Origin of the sequence: Streptomyces profundus (assembly GCF_020740535.1) — a bacterium.
Lineage (GTDB): Bacteria > Actinomycetota > Actinomycetes > Streptomycetales > Streptomycetaceae > Streptomyces > Streptomyces profundus.
In genome coordinates, this window is the sequence record NZ_CP082362.1 from 2,581,447 (window position 1) to 2,599,978 (window position 18,532).

At 71.9% G+C, this 18,532-nt stretch carries 16 protein-coding genes; 11 read left to right on the forward strand and 5 right to left on the reverse strand.

From position 1 onward, the window contains the following. Positions 1–61: 61 nt before the first annotated feature. The 4 genes from K4G22_RS11245 to K4G22_RS11260 all read left to right on the forward strand — a co-directional run bounded on the left by K4G22_RS11245 (position 62) and on the right by K4G22_RS11260 (position 4,988). A complete protein-coding gene (locus tag K4G22_RS11245) occupies positions 62–1,744 on the forward strand; it encodes an ABC transporter permease (RefSeq protein ID WP_228079775.1) in 1,683 nt (560 codons plus the stop codon). Between the two features lie 97 nt (positions 1,745–1,841). Beyond that, complete coding sequence (locus K4G22_RS11250) at positions 1,842–2,954, forward strand: ABC transporter substrate-binding protein (RefSeq protein WP_228079777.1); 1,113 nt, start codon at positions 1,842–1,844, stop codon at positions 2,952–2,954. Positions 2,955–2,988: 34 nt separating this feature from the next. Then, the gene (locus K4G22_RS11255; RefSeq protein ID WP_228079779.1) at positions 2,989–3,939 is read left to right on the forward strand and encodes a 2-hydroxyacid dehydrogenase; all 951 of its coding nucleotides are present in this window, start codon (positions 2,989–2,991) and stop codon (positions 3,937–3,939) included. Between the two features lie 44 nt (positions 3,940–3,983). Further along, complete coding sequence (locus K4G22_RS11260) at positions 3,984–4,988, forward strand: ornithine cyclodeaminase family protein (RefSeq protein WP_228079781.1); 1,005 nt, start codon at positions 3,984–3,986, stop codon at positions 4,986–4,988. 62 nt (positions 4,989–5,050) lie between these two features. Here K4G22_RS11260 and K4G22_RS11265 read toward each other — a convergent pair whose 3' ends face one another. Beyond that, positions 5,051–6,994, reverse strand: coding sequence for a polysaccharide lyase family 7 protein (locus K4G22_RS11265; RefSeq protein ID WP_228079783.1), 1,944 nt, complete (start codon positions 6,992–6,994; stop codon positions 5,051–5,053). Positions 6,995–7,165: 171 nt separating this feature from the next. On the opposite strand from K4G22_RS11265, the gene K4G22_RS11270 reads away from it, so the two are divergent. The 4 genes from K4G22_RS11270 (at position 7,166) to K4G22_RS11285 (ending at position 12,614) form a co-directional block, all read left to right on the forward strand. Beyond that, a complete protein-coding gene (locus tag K4G22_RS11270) occupies positions 7,166–8,725 on the forward strand; it encodes an AAA family ATPase (protein ID WP_228079785.1) in 1,560 nt (519 codons plus the stop codon). Continuing rightward, a complete protein-coding gene (locus tag K4G22_RS11275) occupies positions 8,722–9,666 on the forward strand; it encodes a DUF7192 family protein (protein WP_228079787.1) in 945 nt (314 codons plus the stop codon). The genes K4G22_RS11270 and K4G22_RS11275 overlap by 4 nt, the downstream gene beginning before the upstream one ends. A 160-nt stretch (positions 9,667–9,826) precedes the next feature. Further along, complete coding sequence (locus K4G22_RS11280) at positions 9,827–11,746, forward strand: serine/threonine-protein kinase (protein ID WP_228079789.1); 1,920 nt, start codon at positions 9,827–9,829, stop codon at positions 11,744–11,746. An 82-nt stretch (positions 11,747–11,828) separates the two neighbouring features. After that, the gene (locus tag K4G22_RS11285) at positions 11,829–12,614 is read left to right on the forward strand and encodes an FHA domain-containing protein (RefSeq protein WP_228079791.1); all 786 of its coding nucleotides are present in this window, start codon (positions 11,829–11,831) and stop codon (positions 12,612–12,614) included. Positions 12,615–12,644: 30 nt separating this feature from the next. On the opposite strand, the gene K4G22_RS11290 is transcribed toward K4G22_RS11285, so the two are convergent. Then, positions 12,645–13,592: a Rieske (2Fe-2S) protein gene (locus K4G22_RS11290; RefSeq protein ID WP_425336648.1), complete on the reverse strand. Its 948-nt coding sequence runs from the start codon at positions 13,590–13,592 to the stop codon at positions 12,645–12,647. Positions 13,593–13,754: 162 nt separating this feature from the next. On the opposite strand from K4G22_RS11290, the gene K4G22_RS11295 reads away from it, so the two are divergent. From K4G22_RS11295 to K4G22_RS11305, 3 genes are all read left to right on the forward strand, one after another. Then, entirely contained in the window at positions 13,755–14,987 is a 1,233-nt protein-coding gene (locus K4G22_RS11295; protein WP_425336792.1) for a PP2C family protein-serine/threonine phosphatase, read from the forward strand. 87 nt (positions 14,988–15,074) lie between these two features. Next, positions 15,075–15,698 (forward strand): RNA polymerase sigma factor, encoded by a 624-nt coding sequence (locus K4G22_RS11300; RefSeq protein ID WP_228079794.1) that lies wholly within the window; start codon positions 15,075–15,077, stop codon positions 15,696–15,698. Next, positions 15,695–16,732: a CU044_5270 family protein gene (locus tag K4G22_RS11305; RefSeq protein WP_228079795.1), complete on the forward strand. Its 1,038-nt coding sequence runs from the start codon at positions 15,695–15,697 to the stop codon at positions 16,730–16,732. Before K4G22_RS11300 ends, K4G22_RS11305 begins: the two co-directional genes overlap by 4 nt. Positions 16,733–16,813: 81 nt before the next feature. On the opposite strand, the gene K4G22_RS11310 is transcribed toward K4G22_RS11305, so the two are convergent. From K4G22_RS11310 to K4G22_RS31930, 3 genes are read right to left on the reverse strand one after another with little or no spacing between them, the layout of a single operon-like run. After that, positions 16,814–17,686 carry a hypothetical protein gene (locus K4G22_RS11310; RefSeq protein WP_228079796.1) on the reverse strand — a complete coding sequence of 291 codons (873 nt, stop codon included), beginning with the start codon at positions 17,684–17,686 and terminating at the stop codon, positions 16,814–16,816. A gap of 3 nt (positions 17,687–17,689) precedes the next feature. Further along, entirely contained in the window at positions 17,690–18,193 is a 504-nt protein-coding gene (locus K4G22_RS11315; protein WP_228079797.1) for a hypothetical protein, read from the reverse strand. Further along, positions 18,190–18,462, reverse strand: a complete 273-nt coding sequence (locus K4G22_RS31930; protein ID WP_425336649.1) for an RHS domain-containing protein — start codon at positions 18,460–18,462, stop codon at positions 18,190–18,192. The genes K4G22_RS11315 and K4G22_RS31930 overlap by 4 nt, the downstream gene beginning before the upstream one ends. Between the last annotated feature and the right edge of the window lie 70 nt (positions 18,463–18,532).

Consider the following 18,532-nt stretch of genomic DNA (forward strand, 5'->3'; position numbering starts at 1 on the left):
GAAGCCGGCAGCTCCGCGGAAGAAGGAGAGCCGGGCGGCCGTCGTCCGGACACGGAGCTGGGTGACCAAGCGCGTTCCGCTGCTGATCCTGCTCGCGATCCTGACCTTCCTCGTCATCCTGCCCATGGGCACCCTGCTGTACGCCACGGTGGTGGACGAGCCGCCGCGCCCCGGCTCACCGCCGGGGAGCTTCACCTGGGAGAACTACCGGGCCGTGCTGGCCGGGGAGAACCGCTCCGCGCTCTACAACACCCTGATCATCGGGATCGGCTCCACCGGCCTGGCCATGTTCATCGGCACGGGCCTGGCGTGGATCGCGGCCCGCACCAATGTGCCGGGCAAGGCGTTCGTGCAGATGGCCGGCGTCATGCCGCTGTTCATCTCCACCCTCATCGGCGCGCTCTCCTGGTCGCTCCTGGCCTCACCCCAGCAGGGCTATCTCAACATCCTCCTGCGGGATATCGGACTGCCGGGATTCCTCAACGTCTACTCGCTGCCGGGCATCATCTTTGTCTCGGGCCTCTACTACGCGCCCTATGCGTTCATGTTCTCCTACAGCGCCTTCACCCTGCTCAACCCCGAGCTGGAGGAGGCCGCCTACGTCCACGGTGGGCGTTTCAGGAACGTGCTCGGCAACATCACGTTCAAGCTGGTCGCCCCGTCCCTGCTCGGTGCCGCGACACTCATTCTCGTGTTCTCCATGGAGAACTTCCCCATACCCCAGATTCTCGGCACCCCGGAGAACATCCAGACGCTCCCGTCACAGATCTACCGCCTCATGGCGACCGCGCCCTCGCTGCCCAACCAGGCGAGCGCGACCGGTGCGATCCTGCTGCTCATCACGGCGGTGATGGTCTTCCTCCAGCGCCGCGTCCTGGCCACCCGGCAGTACGTGACGGTGACGGGAAAGGGATTCAAGCCCAACCCGCAGGATCTGGGGCGTTGGCGCTGGCCGGCCTTCGCGTTCGCCATGACCTATGTGTTCGTCGCGATCGTGCTGCCGATCTTCGCCCTGGTGCAGGGCGCGTTCCGCAGCAACCCCTACACCGCGGACGTCGCCGCCATGTTCTCCCCGGAGAACTTCGCCACCGACACCATGCGCGAGGTGCTGAGCTCCGACGCGCTCCAGACGGGCCTGCGGAACAGCATCATGGTCGGCGCGGGCGCCGCGGTATTCGGCGGGCTCTTCTATCTGGTGCTCGGCTACTACGTGCACCGGGCCCAGGGTATCGGGCGGCGGACGCTGACCTATATCGCCATGTGGCCGGCGGCCATCCCGGCGCTGATCATCGGCCTCGGATTCCTGTGGGGTTGGTCCGACTTCCACTTCATCTACGGGACGTTGGCCATTCTGATCCTCGCCTATATCGCGAATCTCCTGCCGCAGGGATTCCAGGGGATGTCGTCCTCGCTCATCCAGGTGCACCGGGATCTGGAGGAGAGCGCCGAGGTGTGCGGGGCCGGCAGGATTCGCACGGCGAAGGAGATCCTGCTGCCTCTGATCCGCACCGGGGTGGTCTCGACGATGCTGCTGATCTTCATCCTGTCGATGCGGGAGATCAGCGTCGCGATGTTCCTTTTCACCTCGGACACACAGCTGTTGTCCATCTCCATCTACAACGCCTGGGAGGGCGGACGGCTACCGCCGGTCGCGGCGATGAGCCTGGTCTATGTCGTGTTCCTCCTGGTGCTGACCTTTGTGGCTCGCCGGTGGTTCGGAATGCGCGATCCGGGCGGCCGGTGACCACCACCTGCCATTTGGTGCCATCTATTCCAAGGCCAACTGGACCAATCGGCCGGCGGCATTCCTTCCGGCCGGACGAGAAGCGTGGGAGAACACGATGAGAAAACCTCCGAAGCCCGCACTGACCTACACGGCGACGGCCCTTGCCGTCGGCCTGGCGATGACCGCCTGCGGCGGCGGCACCAGCGAGGGCCAGGCCATCGACGAGAGCGGCGAGCTGGTCGTCGAGGACGAGGTCATCGCCTCGGCCGAGCTGCTCGAAGCCGCCCTGGACGAGGGCAGCGTCAACGTCTACACCTCGCTCAACGAAGTCTCCAACGACGCCATCGCCAGCGCCTTCGAGGAGGACACCGGCATCTCCGTCAGCGGCGTGCGCACCCCGACGGGCCGACTCCACGAACGGATCAGGACCGAGGCCGGGGGCGGCAACCTGGCGGCCGACATCATCGCGATGCCCGACGAGTCGCTCTGGCAGGAGCTGGTGGAATCGGGTCTGTTCGGCGCGCACGAGGTGCCGTCCCACGACCTGATACCCGAGGAGTTCACCTCGCCCGACGGGCTCTACTACGCGCTGAACTCCGCGCCCACCGTCATCGCCTACAACACGGAGGTGATCGACCCGGACGAGGCGCCGACCTCCTGGCGTGACCTGCCCGAGGTGGGCCGGCAGGGCCACGAGATCGGCGTGGTGCACGCGTCCCAGGGCGCGGGCGGCTGGGGCCTGGCGCTCTTCATGCGGCAGGCGTTCGGCGAGGGGTACTGGGAGGAGCTGGCCGAGTCGGGCCCGGTGCTCGAATCGTCGGTCGGCGCGCTGGCCGAGCGGCTCGGCCGGGGGGAGATCGCGGTGGCGGCGGCCCGGGTCCCCGAGGTCGGCGGGCTCCAGGAGCAGGGCGCCCCGGTCGAGTTCGTCTGGCCGTCGGACGGCACCCCGACCTTCAACTTCTATATCGCCCAGGTCGCCGAGGCCGACCACCCCAACGCGGCCCAGGTCTACCTGAACTGGGCGATGTCCAAGCGCGGCCAGTCCGTGGTGTCCCAGGAGGGCCTCGACTTCCCCGTGCACCCCGAGGCCACCACCGCGGAGATCAACGGCGAGCAGCTGCCGACCATCGACGAGGTCGACGTCGTCACCGCCGCGTCGGAGGACTGGATCAGCCTGCGCGACGACTGGATTGCGGAGTGGAACGGTGTCTTCGGCTACCGCCAGTGAACCCCCGGGCGGCCCGTGGCGCGCGGACACCCGCGTGGCCGTGCTGGACGTCTACCCGGAGCCGACCCGCGCCCTGATCCGCTCCCGGCTGCCGGCGGCCTGGCACTGCGCCTTCGCCGACGGCTACGACGACGAGCGGCAGCTGGCCGCGCTGCACGGCGCCGATGTCGCCTTCGCCAACTGGTGGGAGGTGCGCGGCGACACCATCAGGGCCGTCCCTGGCCTTCGGCTCATCCACAAGCTGGGGGCGGGAGTCGACAAGATCGACCAGGCGGCCTGCCGCGAGCGCGGTGTGCGCCTGGCGCGGATCAGCGGCGGCAACGCGGTGCCCGTGGCCGAGCACACCCTGCTGCTGATCCTCGCCGCGCTGCGCCGCCTCCCGGAGATCGACGCGCGCACCCGCGCCGGGGAGTGGTTCAAGGAGGAGGCACGCGTCATCCAACGCCAGTTGGCCGGACGGACGGTGGGCCTGCTGGGGCTCGGCGCGATCGGCCAAGCGGTGGCCAGGCGCCTCGCCGGATTCGACGTGGAGATCGTCTACCACGACCCGAACCGGCTGCCCCGCGACGTGGAACGGGACCTCGGCGTCCGCTATCTGGACCTCGAAGCGCTGCTGGCCACGTCCGACGTGCTCTCCCTCCACCTCCCGCTGCTCCCCGGGACCCGGGGGCTGCTGGGGGCCGAGCGCATCCGGACGCTCAAGCCGGGCGCGGTGGTCGTCAACTGCGCGCGCGGCGGGCTGATCGACGAGAACGCCCTCGCCGACGCGCTGCGTTCGGGCCACGTCCTGGCCGCCGGTCTCGACACCTTCGCGGCGGAACCGCTGCGGGACAGCCCGCTCCCCGAGCTGGCCAACACGGTGCTCACCGCGCATGTCGCCGGCGCGACCCTCGACAACTTCGGCCAGATGGTCGACCGCGCGGTGGCCAACACCCTCGCCCTGCGCGAGGGGAGGCCGATCCCCGACGGCGACCTGGTCATCTGAGCACGCGTTTGTGAACCCCATTCGGCAGAAACCGGAGAAGCGACATGGTCCTGTTCCTCGACGACAGCGACATCGCACGGCTGGTCACCATGGACGAGGCCCTGGTCAGCGTGGAGCGGGCGCTGGCCGCGCAGGGCCGGGGCCATGCCGCCAACGCGCCACGGCGTCGGCTGCCGCTGGGCGACGCCGCGCTCAACGTGCTGGGCGGGGCGCTGGCCCTCACCGAGGACGGGCTGGTGTCCTCCCCCGACGAGGGGTGGATGGGCGCCAAGATCTCCGCCTCCGCCGGCGGCGGCGCCCGGAAGAAGTCGTGGTTCACGCTCTTCGACGGGGCTGGCACACTGCGCGCGCTGCTGGAGTCGAACCGCCTCGGCCTGCTGCGGACCGGCGCGGCCTCCGGGGTCTCCGCGGGCCTGCTCGCGCCGCCGGACGCCGAGGTGTTGGGCTGCCTCGGCGCCGGCTACCAGGCGTGGGGGCAGATCGAGGCGATCGCCCGGGTGCGCCCGATCACCCGCGTGCTGCTCTGGAACCGCACCCCGGAGCGCGCCCACGCGCTCGCCCGCCGGGTCACCGAGCGGTTGGGGCTGCGCTGCGAGGTCACCCCTCGCCCGGTGGACGCGGTCGCCGGCGCCCGGATCGTCGTCACCGTCACCGCGGCCACGGAGCCGATCCTGCGTGGCGCCGATGTGCGGGACGGGACCCATGTGGTGCTGGCCGGGGCGAACACGCCGGCGCGCAGGGAGGCCGACGCGGCGCTCTTCGCCCGCGCGGACGCCGTCTATGTGGACGACATGGCCCAGGCCCGCGAGGTGAGCGGCGACCTCCGCATGGCGGCGGCCGAGGGAACCGTGGACTGGTCCCGCGTCGAGCCCCTGGGCGCCCTGGTCCTCTCAGCCGCCCGACCCCCCACCGGCATCACGGTGTTCTGCTCCCAGGGCGTGGGCGCCTGGGACGTCGCCCTGGCCCACGAGACCTACCACCGCGCCCGCACCCAGGGCGCCGGCACCGAACTCCCCATCACGGGCGAACCGTTGGACGACCGCCCCTGAACCGGGGGGCACTCCCCTCGGCCTCCTCCCCTCCCCCGAGGGGGAGGAGGCCGAGGGCGTCGTCAGGCGTAGACGCGGACCCAGTCCACCTCGAAGACGGCGGGGCGGAGGCCGGTGTCGCCGGTGAAGTTGTCGAGTTGGATGTTGAGATGGCCCGAGGGCATGTCCTGGATGTCCCCGCGGTCGTCGTTCGCGCCGTCGGAGAGGTGGAACCACTCCTCACCGTCGACGTAGCCGACCAACGCGTCGGGGGTCCATTCGAAGGCGAAGTTGTGCCACTGGGTCATGTCCAGCGGGCACAGGTCGCGGCGTTCCTTCTCGTCCGTCGGGCTCTGCGGGTAGTGCAGGAAGGCGGTGAGGCACTGGGCGTCGGGGTCCGAGTACTCGACCCAGTCGTACTCCCCGTTCTCAAGCCGGTTGCCCTCGGTGGGCCAGATCAGGTGCAGGGGGTGGTAGAGGCCGCCCGTCGATCCGGTGTTCTCGGAACGCGACCTGATCTCCCAACGGCCGTACCGCTCGTCGCGCTCCTGCCTGAGCCACCCCGTGTCGCCGTTCGCCTCGCCGACCATGGTGAGGACGCCGTCCCCGACGGTGCTGTTCTTGGCGCACCGGCGGCCGTTGCCCGCGTGGCCCTCCCAGCATCCGGCCGTGCCGCCGACCTCGCCCGTCGGCACGGCCCACCGGGTGGGGTCGACCGGGCCCTCGTAGTCGAACTCGTCGGAGATGGGGAGCGGGGTGCCCCAGTCGTGGCGGACGGCCGCCTGCGTCTGGTCGGAGTCCCGGCTGTCGTCGTCGTGGGTGACGCTCACCGAGTGGATCTCGACCTCGCCGTAGTTGTCCTCGTCGCACGGGGAGGAGTTGCCGCAGTTGGCCTGGGTGTAGGCGCCGGTCTTGAAGTAGTTGGTGGAGTCGGAGTGGTCGATGGTCGTCTCCAACGCGCCGTCGAAGTACACCTCGATCTCCCCGTCGCTCACCACATAGCGCAGCTCGAAGAGCGTGCCGAGCTCGTAGTCGTCGGTGATCAGATGGTGGTTGCTGGTGTCGCCCTCCGTGATCCACAGCTCGGAGCCCTCAAGGCGCAGGACGGTGACATCGTCGTCGCCGCCGTGGATCTGGGCGGCGACCAGGTGGGGCTTGTCCTCCGGCAGGTGGGTGAACGCCCCCTCGACCGTCATGGAGTGCGTGCCGTCGGTCGACGACCACTCGATCTCGTCACCGCCGCCGCTCTCCATCTCCCGCAGCTCGGAGCGCGGGTAGCTGGAGCCGCCGGTGGTGACGCCGTTGACGGGCGCGCGGAACCGGACGGCGTCCCCCGCGTCGGTGACGGTGAAGAAGGGGTCGTGGGAGTAGCCGTCCAGCTCGGGCTGGAAGATCTCCGTCGGGTCCTCGTCGTCGCCGATGGGCAGCGTGACCTTCCAGTCGCTCAGGTCGAGCACCTCGGCCGGCAGCTCGGCGCCGCCGCCCCCGCCGTCGTCGGCCGGGCCCGTCCAGACCTCGACCTCGGTGAGGCTGTTCCAGTCGCCCTCCTCGTCCACGTCGCTCTCGTAACCGTGGCCGAGATAGCGGACCTTGGTGGTCTCGACCGGCTCGAACGCGAAGGTCTCCAACCCCGTCGTCCGGCCGCTGCTCTCGCCCTCGTGGACGGTGACCCAGCGCGATCCGTCCCAGTGCTGGAGTTCGAAGACGTTCTGGCGGGTGGTGCCCTTGTGCACGGCGAGCTTGATGTGGCTGACGGTCGCGGTCGTGCCCAGGTCCAGTTCCAGCCAGGCGCCGTCGCCCTCGCCCGACCAGCGGGTGCCGAGGTCGCCGTCCACCACGTTCGCCGGGACGTTCTCGTCGCTGGTGCTGGCCGTGACCGCGTCGGGGCCCGGCGTCACCTGTTCGTCGGCCGCCCGCGCCGACGCCGGCACGAACGCCGTCGCGGCGACCGCGGCGACGGCGGCAACCGCGAACGACCGCCGCCCGCGTCTCCGCGGCGCGGAACGGGTTGAGCGAATCTGCCTCACGGGGTGTCCTCCCTATCCGAATATCCGAGTTCGTTGTGCGGCGGGATGCTAGGCACCGTCGCCGGGGAGGGGTCCCGGGGAGCGGCGCGGCGCGACGCCCGGGAGGGGTCACGGGGAGCGTCGGGAGAATTCCCCTCCGACGGGATCGGAGCGACTACGAGGGGAACCGCGATGCGCAGGAACACCGCGCTGGACGTTCGCCGGATCGCCTGGGAGGTGGCGCTCGACGCCGTGCGACCGCACGGCGTCCAGGCCGCCATCGGCGAGCGGGTGCGTCAACTCGTCCGGGACACGGCGCACGAGGCGGCGACCGAGGTCACCCGCCAGCTGCTGGCGGAGTCCCGCGTCGAGGCGAGCGAGGTACGCGAGATCGCCGGCACCCACGGGAAGGCGGCGGGAACGGCGAGCGCCAGGGCGGCGCTTGAGGACGTGCGGTCCGAGGGGAGATCGGTGCTGCGGGTGGTGCGCACCGAGAGCGGCGCCGCCATCGCCGAGGTGCGCACGGACAGCCGCGCGCTGCTGGCCGAACTGCGGGAGGGGAGCGGCTCGGCCCTCAGGGAGTTGCGGGAGGGAACGGGCTCCGCGCTGTCCGAAATGAGGCAGCGGGCCACGGCGGTGGGTGAGGAGGTCCAGGAGACGGCGGACGCGGCGCTCGCCGAGGTCAGGAAGCGGACCGACGCCGCGCTTGAGGAGGCCGGGCAGCGGAGTGGCGCCGCGCTGCGGGAGGTGCGGGACGGGGCGGACACCGCGCTGCGCGAGGTCGGGGAGCGGGCCGAACGGGCGCTGCGCGAGGTCGGGGAAGCGCGGCGGGAGGCCACGGCGGCGATCGAGGAGTTGACGCGGGAGAGCGACGCCACGGTGCGGGGGCTGCTGGACGAAGGCCGGGAGGCGCTGCTGGAGTTCGCCCGCGTGGAGGCGGCCGGCATCCTGGCCGAGGTCACTCCCCCGATCCTGGAGGTGGTGCTGCCCGAGGGCGAGTCGGTCCGCCTGGTGGGCCACCGGCACCAGGTGCTGCCCGATGTGCTCACCGCGCTGCACGCCCGCTGCCATGTGCTGCTGGTCGGGCCGGCGGGGACCGGCAAGTCGATGTTGGCGAAGCAGGTGGCCGAGACGCTGGGCCTGGAGTTCCAGGCGCTCTCGCTGGGCCCGACCACGCCGATGAGCAAGATCTTCGGCTACTACGACGCCAACGGCCACTACCACGACACCCCGTTCCGCCGCGCCTTCGAGCAGGGCGGGCTGATGCTGCTCGACGAGCTGGACAGCGGCCATCCCGGGCTGCTGGCCGAGCTGAACCAGGCCCTGTCCATCGGGACCTGCGCGTTCGCCGACGGCATGGTCACCGCCCACCGGGACTTTCGTCTGGTCGCCACCGCCAACACCTTCGGCACCGGCGGCGACCGGCAGTACGTGGGCCGGCAGGCGCTGGACGCGGCGACCCTCGACCGTTTCCTCGTCATCGAGGTGCCGGTGGACGAGGAGTTGGAGGAGAAGATCACGCTGGCGCACGCGCCGTCCAGGCCGGTGCACGCGCGGGAGGTGCTGGACGAGGTGCGGCGGCTGCGGGCGGTGGCCGCCGAGAAGCGGCTGCCGGTGATGTTCTCGCCGCGCGCCAGCATCGACGCGGCCAAGCTCCTCCAGGCCGGGGCGAGCGTGGAGCAGGCCATCCGGTGGCGGATCGTGCGGGGCATGTCGGCGGCGCACCGTGCCGCGCTGGGCGTGGACCCGTGAGCGCGTACCCGCCGGGACCGCACGAGGTGCCCGCCCGCCTGGACGGGCCGGGCGACCTGGACGGCTCCGGCGACGCCCCCGGCTCGCCTGCGGAACGCGAAGTGGGGTACGAGCTGCCCCCGATGTGGTCCTGGCAGGAGTTCCTGGACCGCGCCAGGGCGCCCGACACCATCGAGGGCGGCCAGGGCCGCCACAACACGGGCGAGTGGGCCGGCGCCAGTTGGCCCGAGGCGCTGCGCCTCGCCACCGACGGCTGGACCCGGCAGGTGCCCGAGGTGGAGGCCGCCATCGCCACGCTGCGGGAGCGCGTCCGCGACGAGGTGGTGACCACCATGCTGGTCCCCACCTGGGATGTCACGGGCAGCGAGGTCGATGTGGGCGCCTATCTGTCCGGCGTGCCCGAGTGCATGGTGGACGCGACGCCGCAACGGGTCTCCACGCGCGGGCGGGTCGTCACGTTCCTGGTGCCGGCCGGCTACACCAACGCCACGCCGCACGCCTCGGTGCGCAACCGGGGACTGGCCCTGGCGGCGCTGTGCTCGGCGATCATCGCCGCCGGGCACAGCGCGGAGATCTGGTCCGGCATGTGCGTCCATGTCGAGGGCGAACGCTATGTGTCGGTGGCGCGGGTGATCTCGGCGGCCGAGCCGTTCGACCTGGGCCGTCTGATCTTCGTGCTGGCCCACCCGGCGATGCTGCGCCGGCTGTGGCTCGCGGTGTGGGACAGCGCCCCTCGGGACCGCGCCGAGCGCATGTGCCGGGACGACTACGGGTGGGCGTCGTACGCCTGCCATCCCGACGACCTTCCGGACGGCGTCAGGGACCCGTATGTGCTGCCCTATCTGGAGCCGGCCGATCCCCAGTGGCACACCTTCGAGTCCGCGATGGCCTGGTGCGCCGAGGTGTTCCGCGAGTTGGGGCTCGTCAGGGAGCGCCACTGAACCGCCCGCCGGCGGCGGGCGGCGCGGCCGTCCCGGTACCCGCATATGGGCTTCCCGTAAAGACCCTGGGTAAGTCGCCGCCTACGGCCCGCCAGGGACAGTAGGTTCGGTCTGTGCGCGGTGGCGTAGCCGTGCGTCTCGCTCAGGCTGGGGGAAGTGCGTGCGTCCGGGAGACGAGTTCGCTGGCCGTTATGTCCTCAAGGAGATCATCGGCACCGGCCGGAACGGGGATGTGTGGCTGGCCCACGACACCCTGGTCGAGGAGGACATCGCGCTGAAGCCGGAGCGGATCGACGGCGCCCGCGCGACCAGCCTGGGGCAACTGCTGGGCGAGTCACGCGCGCTGGCGAAGTTCCGCGACCACCCGCATGTCGTCACCCTGTTGGACATCGTGACCCGGAACGGGGACGGGGACGGGGACGGGGACGGCGCGTACTGGTTCATCATGGAGTACGTGCCCGGCGGCGGCCTGGACGGCCGGCCGACGATGCCGCCCGACCAGGCGGCCCGGGTGGGCGCCCAACTCGCCGACGCGCTCGCCGCGTTGCACGAGTCGGGCCTCGTCCACTGCGACGTCAAACCGGCCAACGTCGGGCTCAGCCGACGCGGCGCGGCGAAGTTGCTCGACTTCGGCGCCGCCTACCGCTTCCGGGGCACCGAGACCGTCACGGTCAACGGCCCCTCCAGTTTCACGCCCGACTACGCCGCCCCCGAGCTGGTCAGGGGAAACATCCCCCGGCCGGCCGCCGACGTGTTCGGCCTGGCCGCCACCCTCCACGCGCTGGTCACCGGTTCGCCGCCGCGCGGCGGCGAACCCGAGGCGGACGACGCGATCGATCCGGTCGAGGGGGACGACGCCGAACTGCTGCGGTACTGGCGGGCGGAGCAGGGCGTCGTCTCGATGTCCCCCGAGGCCGTGGGCCCGCTGTACCCCGTGCTCACCGCCATGCTCCGACGGGATCCCCGGCAGCGCCCCGACGCCGCCGAGGCCGGACGGCTGTTGGCGGCCGTCGCGGACGGAGCCGGGGATGCCCCACCGGCCGCGCCCGCCGAACGCCCGCGCCGACGCTGGCCGTTACTCGCCGGAGTCCTCGGCGTCGCCCTGCTGGCCCTCGGCATCGTGACCCTCGCCGACAACGGGGGCGCCGGCGGCGACGCGACCGGCGCCGGGGGCCGGCCCACGGACGCCGCGCCGGGCGACGAGCCCCGTTCCCTGATCGGCGAGCCGGGCAGCGCCGACCTCTGCGCCCTCGTCGACCTCGACGCGCTCGACCGGCGCGGCGCCGTCAAGGTGGACTGGGACTTCGGGAACTTCGACACCTGCGAGGTGATCGTCCGCCCGGACGAGGAGACCCGCTTCGACGTGTCGGTCACCCTCCGCCCCGGCTCGCCGCCCGAGAGCTCCGAACTCACCCGAACCATCGAGGCGGTGGGCGTCATGGACGAGCCGGCCCAGAGCGACGAGTGCGCGTTGACGCTGCTGCCACCCCATATGGAGAGCGACGGCATCGTGCTCGGGGTGCGCGTCAACCTGGAGGACGGCCCGGTGGCCGGCGGCAACGCCACGCTGTGCTCGGTCGCCGACGCGGTCGCCAACGGCGTCGCCTCGGTCCTGAACGAGGGGCCCGTCCCCCGTCGCGCCACGCCCTTCCCCGACTCCTCACTGGTCTGGGCGGACGCCTGCGCGCTGCTCGACCAGGACGCGCTCTCGGTCGTTCCCGGCCTCGACGTGGACGATCCCGAGGCCGGGGTCGAGAGCTGGGACTGCGAGTGGTCCGGCGACACCGACCGGCTGGAGACCGAGGTGTCCTTCCACCGGGACCAGCCCAAGAACGCCCCGGAGGAGAGGCGGCTGCGGCTGAGCGGCTACGACGCGTTCGTCACGCCCGAGGGCAACGGCGAGGAGACCTGCACGGTCTTCGTCGAGTACCGCAGGTACGGCGGCCAGAACGCCGAGACCTACGCCGAGATGGTGCGCCTGTACGTCGGGGGGCGGCGGCCCATGGACGAGCTCTGCGCGATGGCCTCCGACCTCGCCGCCTCCGCCGCCGCCGAACTCCCCCCGGCGCCCACGGGCTGAGTCCCGGGGAGGGGTCCCGAGAGGTCGCGGGAGACTGGACGCGCGTCCCCCGCCACAGCCGAGAACGCGAAGGAGAGCGGTGATGAGCGTCCGTCGTCCCCCGAGCCTGGCCCGTCTCCCCTACGGCGAGGGAGCGCCGCCGCCCGGCACGCTCCAGGCGCGCACCCTCGCCGGCGGCATCAGGGCCGCCCCCAGGGCCGGCAGCACCATCCGCTTCGGTCGCGGCGGCAAGCCCGAGACGGATCTGAAGGTCGGCGGCGACGACACCTGCGTCAGCCGCCGGCATGGCGAACTGACCTACAGCGACCGGAGTTGGTGGCTGGGCAACACCGGCCAGCGGCTCCTGCGGCTGCCGCGCGGCCAACTCCTCCACACCAGCACCGAGCCCATCCCGCTCGCCCCCGGATACACGCCCGTCTTCGTCCGGGGCTCCGGCTACCGCGAACACCTCATCGAGCTGTATGTCACGGACTGGGACGACCGGGGCCAGAACGCCAAGGAGACCGCCAGCACCGTGCCGCCGAAGCGGTGGCCGCTCGACGACGACGAACGACTCGCGCTGATCGTGCTCGGCCAGAGCTACCTGCGCTACGAGCTGGAGCCCCGACCGTTGGTCTACCGCCGGGCGGTCGCCCAACTCCAGGCGCTGCGCCCCGAGTTCGGCTGGACCAAGCGCAGGATCGAGGAGCGGGTCGGGGCGGTGCGCAGACGGCTGCACCAGAGCGGTCGCGTGCCGACGAAGCTGGTGCGCGACGAGGACGACGACGCGAGCGACGGCACCCTGATCCACAACCTGCTGCGGGAGCTGGTGGACTCCACCACCCTCGTCCCCCCCGACCTCACCGAGCTGGACCTCGACCTCGAATGACGCCCCTCGCCCCGTGGCGGGCCGACGCCGTCACGTCTCCTTGTCCGCGGCGGGCAGCCTGACCTCGACCCGCCCGTCCACGACCCGGGTCTCGAACGCCGGCTGGGGAGCCGTCGCCGGCCCGGTGACGTTCCAGCCGTCGGTCAGCCGGAAGGTGCTGCCGTGCCACGGGCACCGCACACAGCCGTCGGCGATCTCGCCCTCGGACAGCGGGCCGCCGTCATGGCCGCACTGCTCGGCGAGCACGCGGACGGTGTCGGCCGTTTCCCGGAAGACGAGGACCGGGACGTCCCGCACGGTGGCGGTGACCCGGGTGCCGACGGGGAAGTCGTCGAGGGCGCCGAGCGGGTGCCAGCCGGGGTCCAGCGCGGCGGCGACCTGGTCGGTGTGGTTGACGCCGGCGGCCTGGCGGTAGGCGAGATGCCCGCCGAGGGCGCCGCCCAGGCTGACGGTGGCCAGCCCGGCGTAGCTCCACCCCCGGCCGACCGCGCGGCGGCCCCGCAGCCGGGCGGACAGCGACGCGGCGTACATCGCGACGGCGGCGGTGTTGCTCGCGGCGTGCAGCAGGCCGACGCGCATCTGGGGTTTGCGCAGCTCCGCCCAGTCGGCCCAGCCGCTGAGCGCGGCCGGGGCCGCCGCGCTCAGCCCCACGGCGATCAGCAGATCGGCGGCGCGCCGGCGTCCCGGCAGCAGATCGAGGACGGCCGCCGACATCCAGGTGCCGAGCGGGATCTGGACCATGGCGGGATGCGCGGGGTGACCCAGCCAGGTGCCGTGCAGGGCGTCCCTGAGTCCGGCCGGCATCGTGTGCACCGCGTCGCGCAGCGGGGGGATCAGCGGGTCGGCGCGGCGCGAGCCCTCGATCCGGTCCATGGCGGACAGCGCCGGGCCCGGACGCCGGGGGCCGGCCATCAGACCGCGGAGCAACCCGCTGAACACCTGGGAACGTTTGAACAGTGAATCCTGCGAGACGGCCATCGCCCGCGAGTTCCCCCTCGCGCGGGAGGCAAACCCGCCCGGGGGCGAACTCACGCGGGGGGCGGACGGGGAGACCTGGCACCGGGCGCTGATCTGCCCGGAACGTCGCTGGTGCTTATCGTGAAAGGGCACGTGGTCAGCACAGCGCCGCGGACAGGTGGCATCGTGAACGCATCCGAGATCGACTACGGGGCCGTCTTCCAGGCGCTGCCGAACGCGGTGGCCCTGTTCACCACGGACCTGGTGTACGCGGACGCCAACGCGGCGTTCCTGAGGAGCATGGGGCGCACCCGTGACGAGGTGGTGGGCCGCGGCCTGGCGGACGCCTTCGCCGACAACCCCGAGGCCCCCGCCGTGGCCGGCAGCCGCATGCTGCGGGAGTCGCTGCGGCGGGTGGCCGAAACCGGGCGGCGCGACGCCATGGCGGTGCACCGCTACGACGTGGAGCGCCAGGACCGGCCAGGGGTGTGGGAGGAGCGGTACTGGAGCCCGGTCAACGTCCCCGTCCTCGGCCCGGACGGACGGGTGGCGCTGCTGCTGCACCTGGAGTCGGACATCACCGAGCTGATCCGCACCCGCGACGGCTCGGGCGGCGAGGACCGGGCGACGGTGCTGGAGGCCGAACTGCGCGCTCGGGCCCGGGAACTACAGGCGGTCAACGAACGGCTGCGCCAGGCCCACGCCCACGAACGCGAGGTCGCCCAGAGTCTGCAAGAGGCGATGCTGCCGGTCCTCGGGCCCCTGCGGCACCACCGCGCGGCGGTGCGCTACCGCCCGGCCGCCGGCGACCTCGACGTGTGCGGGGACTGGTACGACCTGGTCGACCTGCCCGGCGACCGCGTCGCGGTGGCCGTCGGCGACGTCGTCGGCCAGGGCCTGGCCGCCGCCGGCGTCATGGGCCAGCTGCGCAGCGCGCTCAGCGCCGCCTCCCGCGTCGCGGACGGTCCCGCCGAGGCGCTGGAGGTCCTCGGCCTGTACGCCCGCTCGGTCGACGGCGCCGAGTCGACCACCGCGGTCTCGTCCCTCATCGACCGCGCGGGGCACACCATCGCCTACAGCAGCGCCGGCCATCCCCCGCCGGCCCTGCTGCACGCCGACGGCACCGTGGACTTCCTCGACCGGGCCACCGATCCCCCGCTCGGCGCCCGCCCCGAACACGTCCGCCGTCCCCAGGCCGAGATCCCGTTCACCGAGGGGGCCACCCTGGTGCTGTACACCGACGGGCTGATCGAACGCCGCCACGAGGACATCGACGCCGGCCTGGCCCGGCTCGCCGGCTCCCTCACCCGCCACCGGGACGCCGGCCCCGAACCGCTCGCCGACGCGCTCCTGGCCGATCTGATCCCACCGGCCGGTGCCACCGACGACACCGCCCTGGTCGTCCTTCCCCTGTGACGGACGCGCCCACCGCACCCCGCGAGTGTGGCGCACATCACAGGAACCCATGGGGGTCCGCGGACAAGACGGGGAGTGAACCATACGATGCACGCCCGGGTACGGGCAGGCGATCCGGACGCGTTCAGGGAGTTGTTCCAGTCCTACGCGGGGCTGGTCTACGGCTATGCGGCACGAGCGACAGGTGATCCGAGTCTGGCCGAGGATGTCGTTTCGCTGTGCTTCCTGGAGGCATGGCGGCTGCGCGAACGGCTGCGGGACGAGGGGGACACGCCTCGTCCATGGCTGATGGGCATCGCGGTCAACGTGCTGCGCAACACCTCCAGGGCCAAGCGCCGCCACGAGCAGGCGATGGCCAGGCTTCCCGCACCCCCCGTGGCGCCGGACTTCTCCGACGAACTGGTCGGACGCCTCGCCGACGCGGAACAACTCGCCGCGGTCAAGCGCGCGTTGGATCGGCTGACCAAGGGCGAGCGGCAGACGTTCATGCTGCACGTCTGGTCGGGTCTGAGCTATGAGGAGACCGCGCAGGCACTCGGGATACGCGTCGGGACCGTGCGGTCCCGCCTGTCCCGGGCCAGGACGCGACTGCGCCGGCTCGCGGCCGAGGAACTGCGGAAGGACAACGCGGAACCCTCTCGGCGGCGCGGACAAGTACAGGGTGACCGCCGGCAGCTGGCGGTCCGGTCGATCGAGGAGAGAACCCGATGAGGCACGAGGACACCCCCGAGCGCGAGGAGTTGGCGCGCCTGCTCCCCTCGCCCGGGAACCCGGTGCTGTCTCCCGACCGTCAACGCGTCCTTGAGGAGCACCTGATGAACGAGGCACAGACCCCTGAACCCCGCCAGGCGCCGGTTCGGTCCCGCCGGAGGCTGGCCCTGATCGGCGTGCCCGTGGCGATGGCGGTGGCCGCCGGCGCCCTGGTCGTCGGCCTGCGGGGCGGCGACGACGCGCCGGGCGACGCGCCGCCGGTGGCGCGGGAGCAGCCGGCGCCGAACGCCGAACTGGAGGAGACCATCGGGCAGATCGTCTCCGCGGCCCACGCGGCGGAGCCCCAGGTCCCCGAGGCCGACCAGTTCATCTACACCCACTCCCAGGTCCAGTTCATCCAGGCCTCGGAGGACGGGGAGACCAACGAGCCGACGGCGGAGCTGTCGCCGCTGCGCTCCCGCGAGATCTGGCTCTCGCCGGACGGGTCCCAGGGCTGGCTGATCGAGCCGGACGCGCCGGGGATGGAGGAGGAGGGCGTCGAGCTCGGTGATGAGGAGGGGCTCGGCGACAGCCTGTCCAGCCCCTCCTACGACTTCCTGAGCACCCTGCCGACCGACCCGGACGCGCTGCTGGAGTTGATCTACGAGGACGGACTGGGTGAGGGCGACTCCCCCGAGGAGCGCGCGTTCAGCACCATCGGCACCCTGCTGCGGGAGAACCTGCTGCCGCCCGGACTGAGCGCCGGCCTGTACGAGGCCGCCGGCCAGATCCCCGGGGTGATGGTGGTCGACGACGCCACCGACGCGACGGGCAACGAGGGCATCGCCGTCGCCCTGGAGAGCGAGACCTACGCCGAGCGCATCGAGTGGGTCTTCGACCAGGAGACCTACGCCTATCTCGGTGAGCGCATCGTGGCCCTGGAGGGCAACGGCGCCGAGCCCGGCACGCTCCTCGGCTGGACGGGCGTCGTCGAGCAGACCATCGTCGACGAACTGCGCCAGCGCCCGGGCGACGCGACGAACGAGACCGCGTAACTCCCCCCGAGTGGGCGGGCGTCACCGCACCCCGCCCACTCGGCCGCGCACGCGCGCCGGGGCGGACTCGTCGAGTGGGCCTCAGCGGGGGAACAGACCCGGGTCGAACCCGTGGTCGGAGCTGCGCTCGGTCAACTCGACGAGCACCGTGCCCTCGTCACCCAGCGGGTCGTACCAGACATCCACCTGTCCGCCGCGGGTGGGGGCGGACATGGCGGGGGTGACGAACCGTTGGATCGCCTGCCGTGGCCCGTACTTGGCCACATAGGTGACCGTGACCTCGAACTGCGGGTTCCCCATGATCCAGGTGTTGGTGAAAACGACCCGGTCGATGGTGCCCGGCATTCTGATCCCGTGCTCCTTGATCTCCGCCGCCTTGGTGTCCGCCCACCGACCACGCCGGTGAGAAGAGACGAACCGCAGCAGGCCGATCGCCGCCATGCCGCCGAAGACCACCGGCAACAGCCATGACGCGTGGTAGGCGATCCAGGAGAGCGGACCCCAGTCCGAGGTGCCGTCCCCCGCGGAGGCGAACTGCCCCACCGCCCTCGGCTCTGTCCACCGATCCCCCAGCCAGGCGACGAGCAACCCCACGGCAGCGCCGCCGGATCCGACCGCGCCGCTCAGCGTCGCCCCCGCCTTGAACGTGGCGAACGCGCTGGTGGACTGCCACATGACGGCGAACCCGAACAGCGAGGCGGGAAAGACCGCGCCGAAGAACACCACGGGCCCGCCGTCCAGGCTGCCCACCCCGTCCCCCCAGCCGTCGATGTCATTGGTCGCCATGAGCCGGAAGGTGTCGAGGAACGACACCGACGCGAAAGCTGCCAGGGCCCAGAGGGCCGTGGTCACGGGGATCAGCACCACCAGCGACACCAGGGCCCGACGACGCTTCGCAGGACCGGGGTCCGGGCGGGAGTTCGGCGCGACCGGACGTGTGGTGAAGGGGTCCATGACTCAGCCGATCCGCTGGAAGATCCCCACCTCGGCGCGGTCGCGCGGGTTGATCCTTCCGCTGAACCGGGCGCCCACGGCGAAACTGGCGAACATCGGCGCCGCGATCATCTGCACGGCCGAGGCCTGGTACGGCTCACCGGCCCCGGTCACCCGCACACCGATCGTGTACTGGCGCTGCCCACCCAGGGTGACGCCGGTTGCCTCGATCGAGGTGATCGTCACCTCCACGTCGGTGCCCGTCTCCCACAGCAGCCTCAGCCGCTGACCGTAGGCCTGCAACTCCTGCTGCTGGCGCATCTGCTCGGCCTGCGGCAGAGCCAGGAAGTCCGCCGTCTCCTGGTCGCTGAGCACGGCGGCCATGGCCGGGTCGTAATGCCCCTGAGCACCCTGGATGACGTTCAACTGCGCCGCCTGAAGCTGCTCCGGCGGGACGTTCTGCATCTCCGCGAAGGTCCGGAAGGCCTGGTCCTGGTGCGCTTTGATCTTCTTGTCGAACCACTTCACGTGGGTCCTCCTTCGACACGGGCGCTCGGGGTTGAGCACCCCGTCACCGTAGGAAGCCGCCCCCCACTACCGATCCCAACTTCGCCGCCCCGCGACCCCGTGGCGCGGGCGCGCCAGGCTATGTCGCCGTTCCCGTCGACGAGTTCGGCGGGCGCTCCGACATGGTCGGTGACGACGGCGAAGAACCGGCTGTCGACCTCGGCCCCGGAGAGGGAGTCGACCCGACGTTCGGCCTGACTCAGAACATGCCCGACCCTGCCACCACTCACGGAGAGTCAAAAGCCCTACCCCTACGGTCACCAATTGACTACACTGCTTAACTCGACGGCCCCAATGGGG

Bases quoted from the DNA above. Each gene is read 5' to 3' on its own strand.
- K4G22_RS11285 (WP_228079791.1), top strand. From the start codon at position 11,829: ATGAGCGTCCGTCGTCCCCCGAGCCTGGCCCGTCTCCCCTACGGCGAG.
- K4G22_RS11270 (WP_228079785.1), top strand. From the start codon at position 7,166: ATGCGCAGGAACACCGCGCTGGACGTTCGCCGGATCGCCTGGGAGGTG.
- K4G22_RS11290 (WP_425336648.1), bottom strand. From the start codon at position 13,592: ATGGCCGTCTCGCAGGATTCACTGTTCAAACGTTCCCAGGTGTTCAGC.
- K4G22_RS11305 (WP_228079795.1), top strand. From the start codon at position 15,695: ATGAGGCACGAGGACACCCCCGAGCGCGAGGAGTTGGCGCGCCTGCTC.
- K4G22_RS11250 (WP_228079777.1), top strand. From the start codon at position 1,842: ATGAGAAAACCTCCGAAGCCCGCACTGACCTACACGGCGACGGCCCTT.
- K4G22_RS11260 (WP_228079781.1), top strand. From the start codon at position 3,984: ATGGTCCTGTTCCTCGACGACAGCGACATCGCACGGCTGGTCACCATG.
- K4G22_RS11300 (WP_228079794.1), top strand. From the start codon at position 15,075: ATGCACGCCCGGGTACGGGCAGGCGATCCGGACGCGTTCAGGGAGTTG.
- K4G22_RS11310 (WP_228079796.1), bottom strand. From the start codon at position 17,686: ATGGACCCCTTCACCACACGTCCGGTCGCGCCGAACTCCCGCCCGGAC.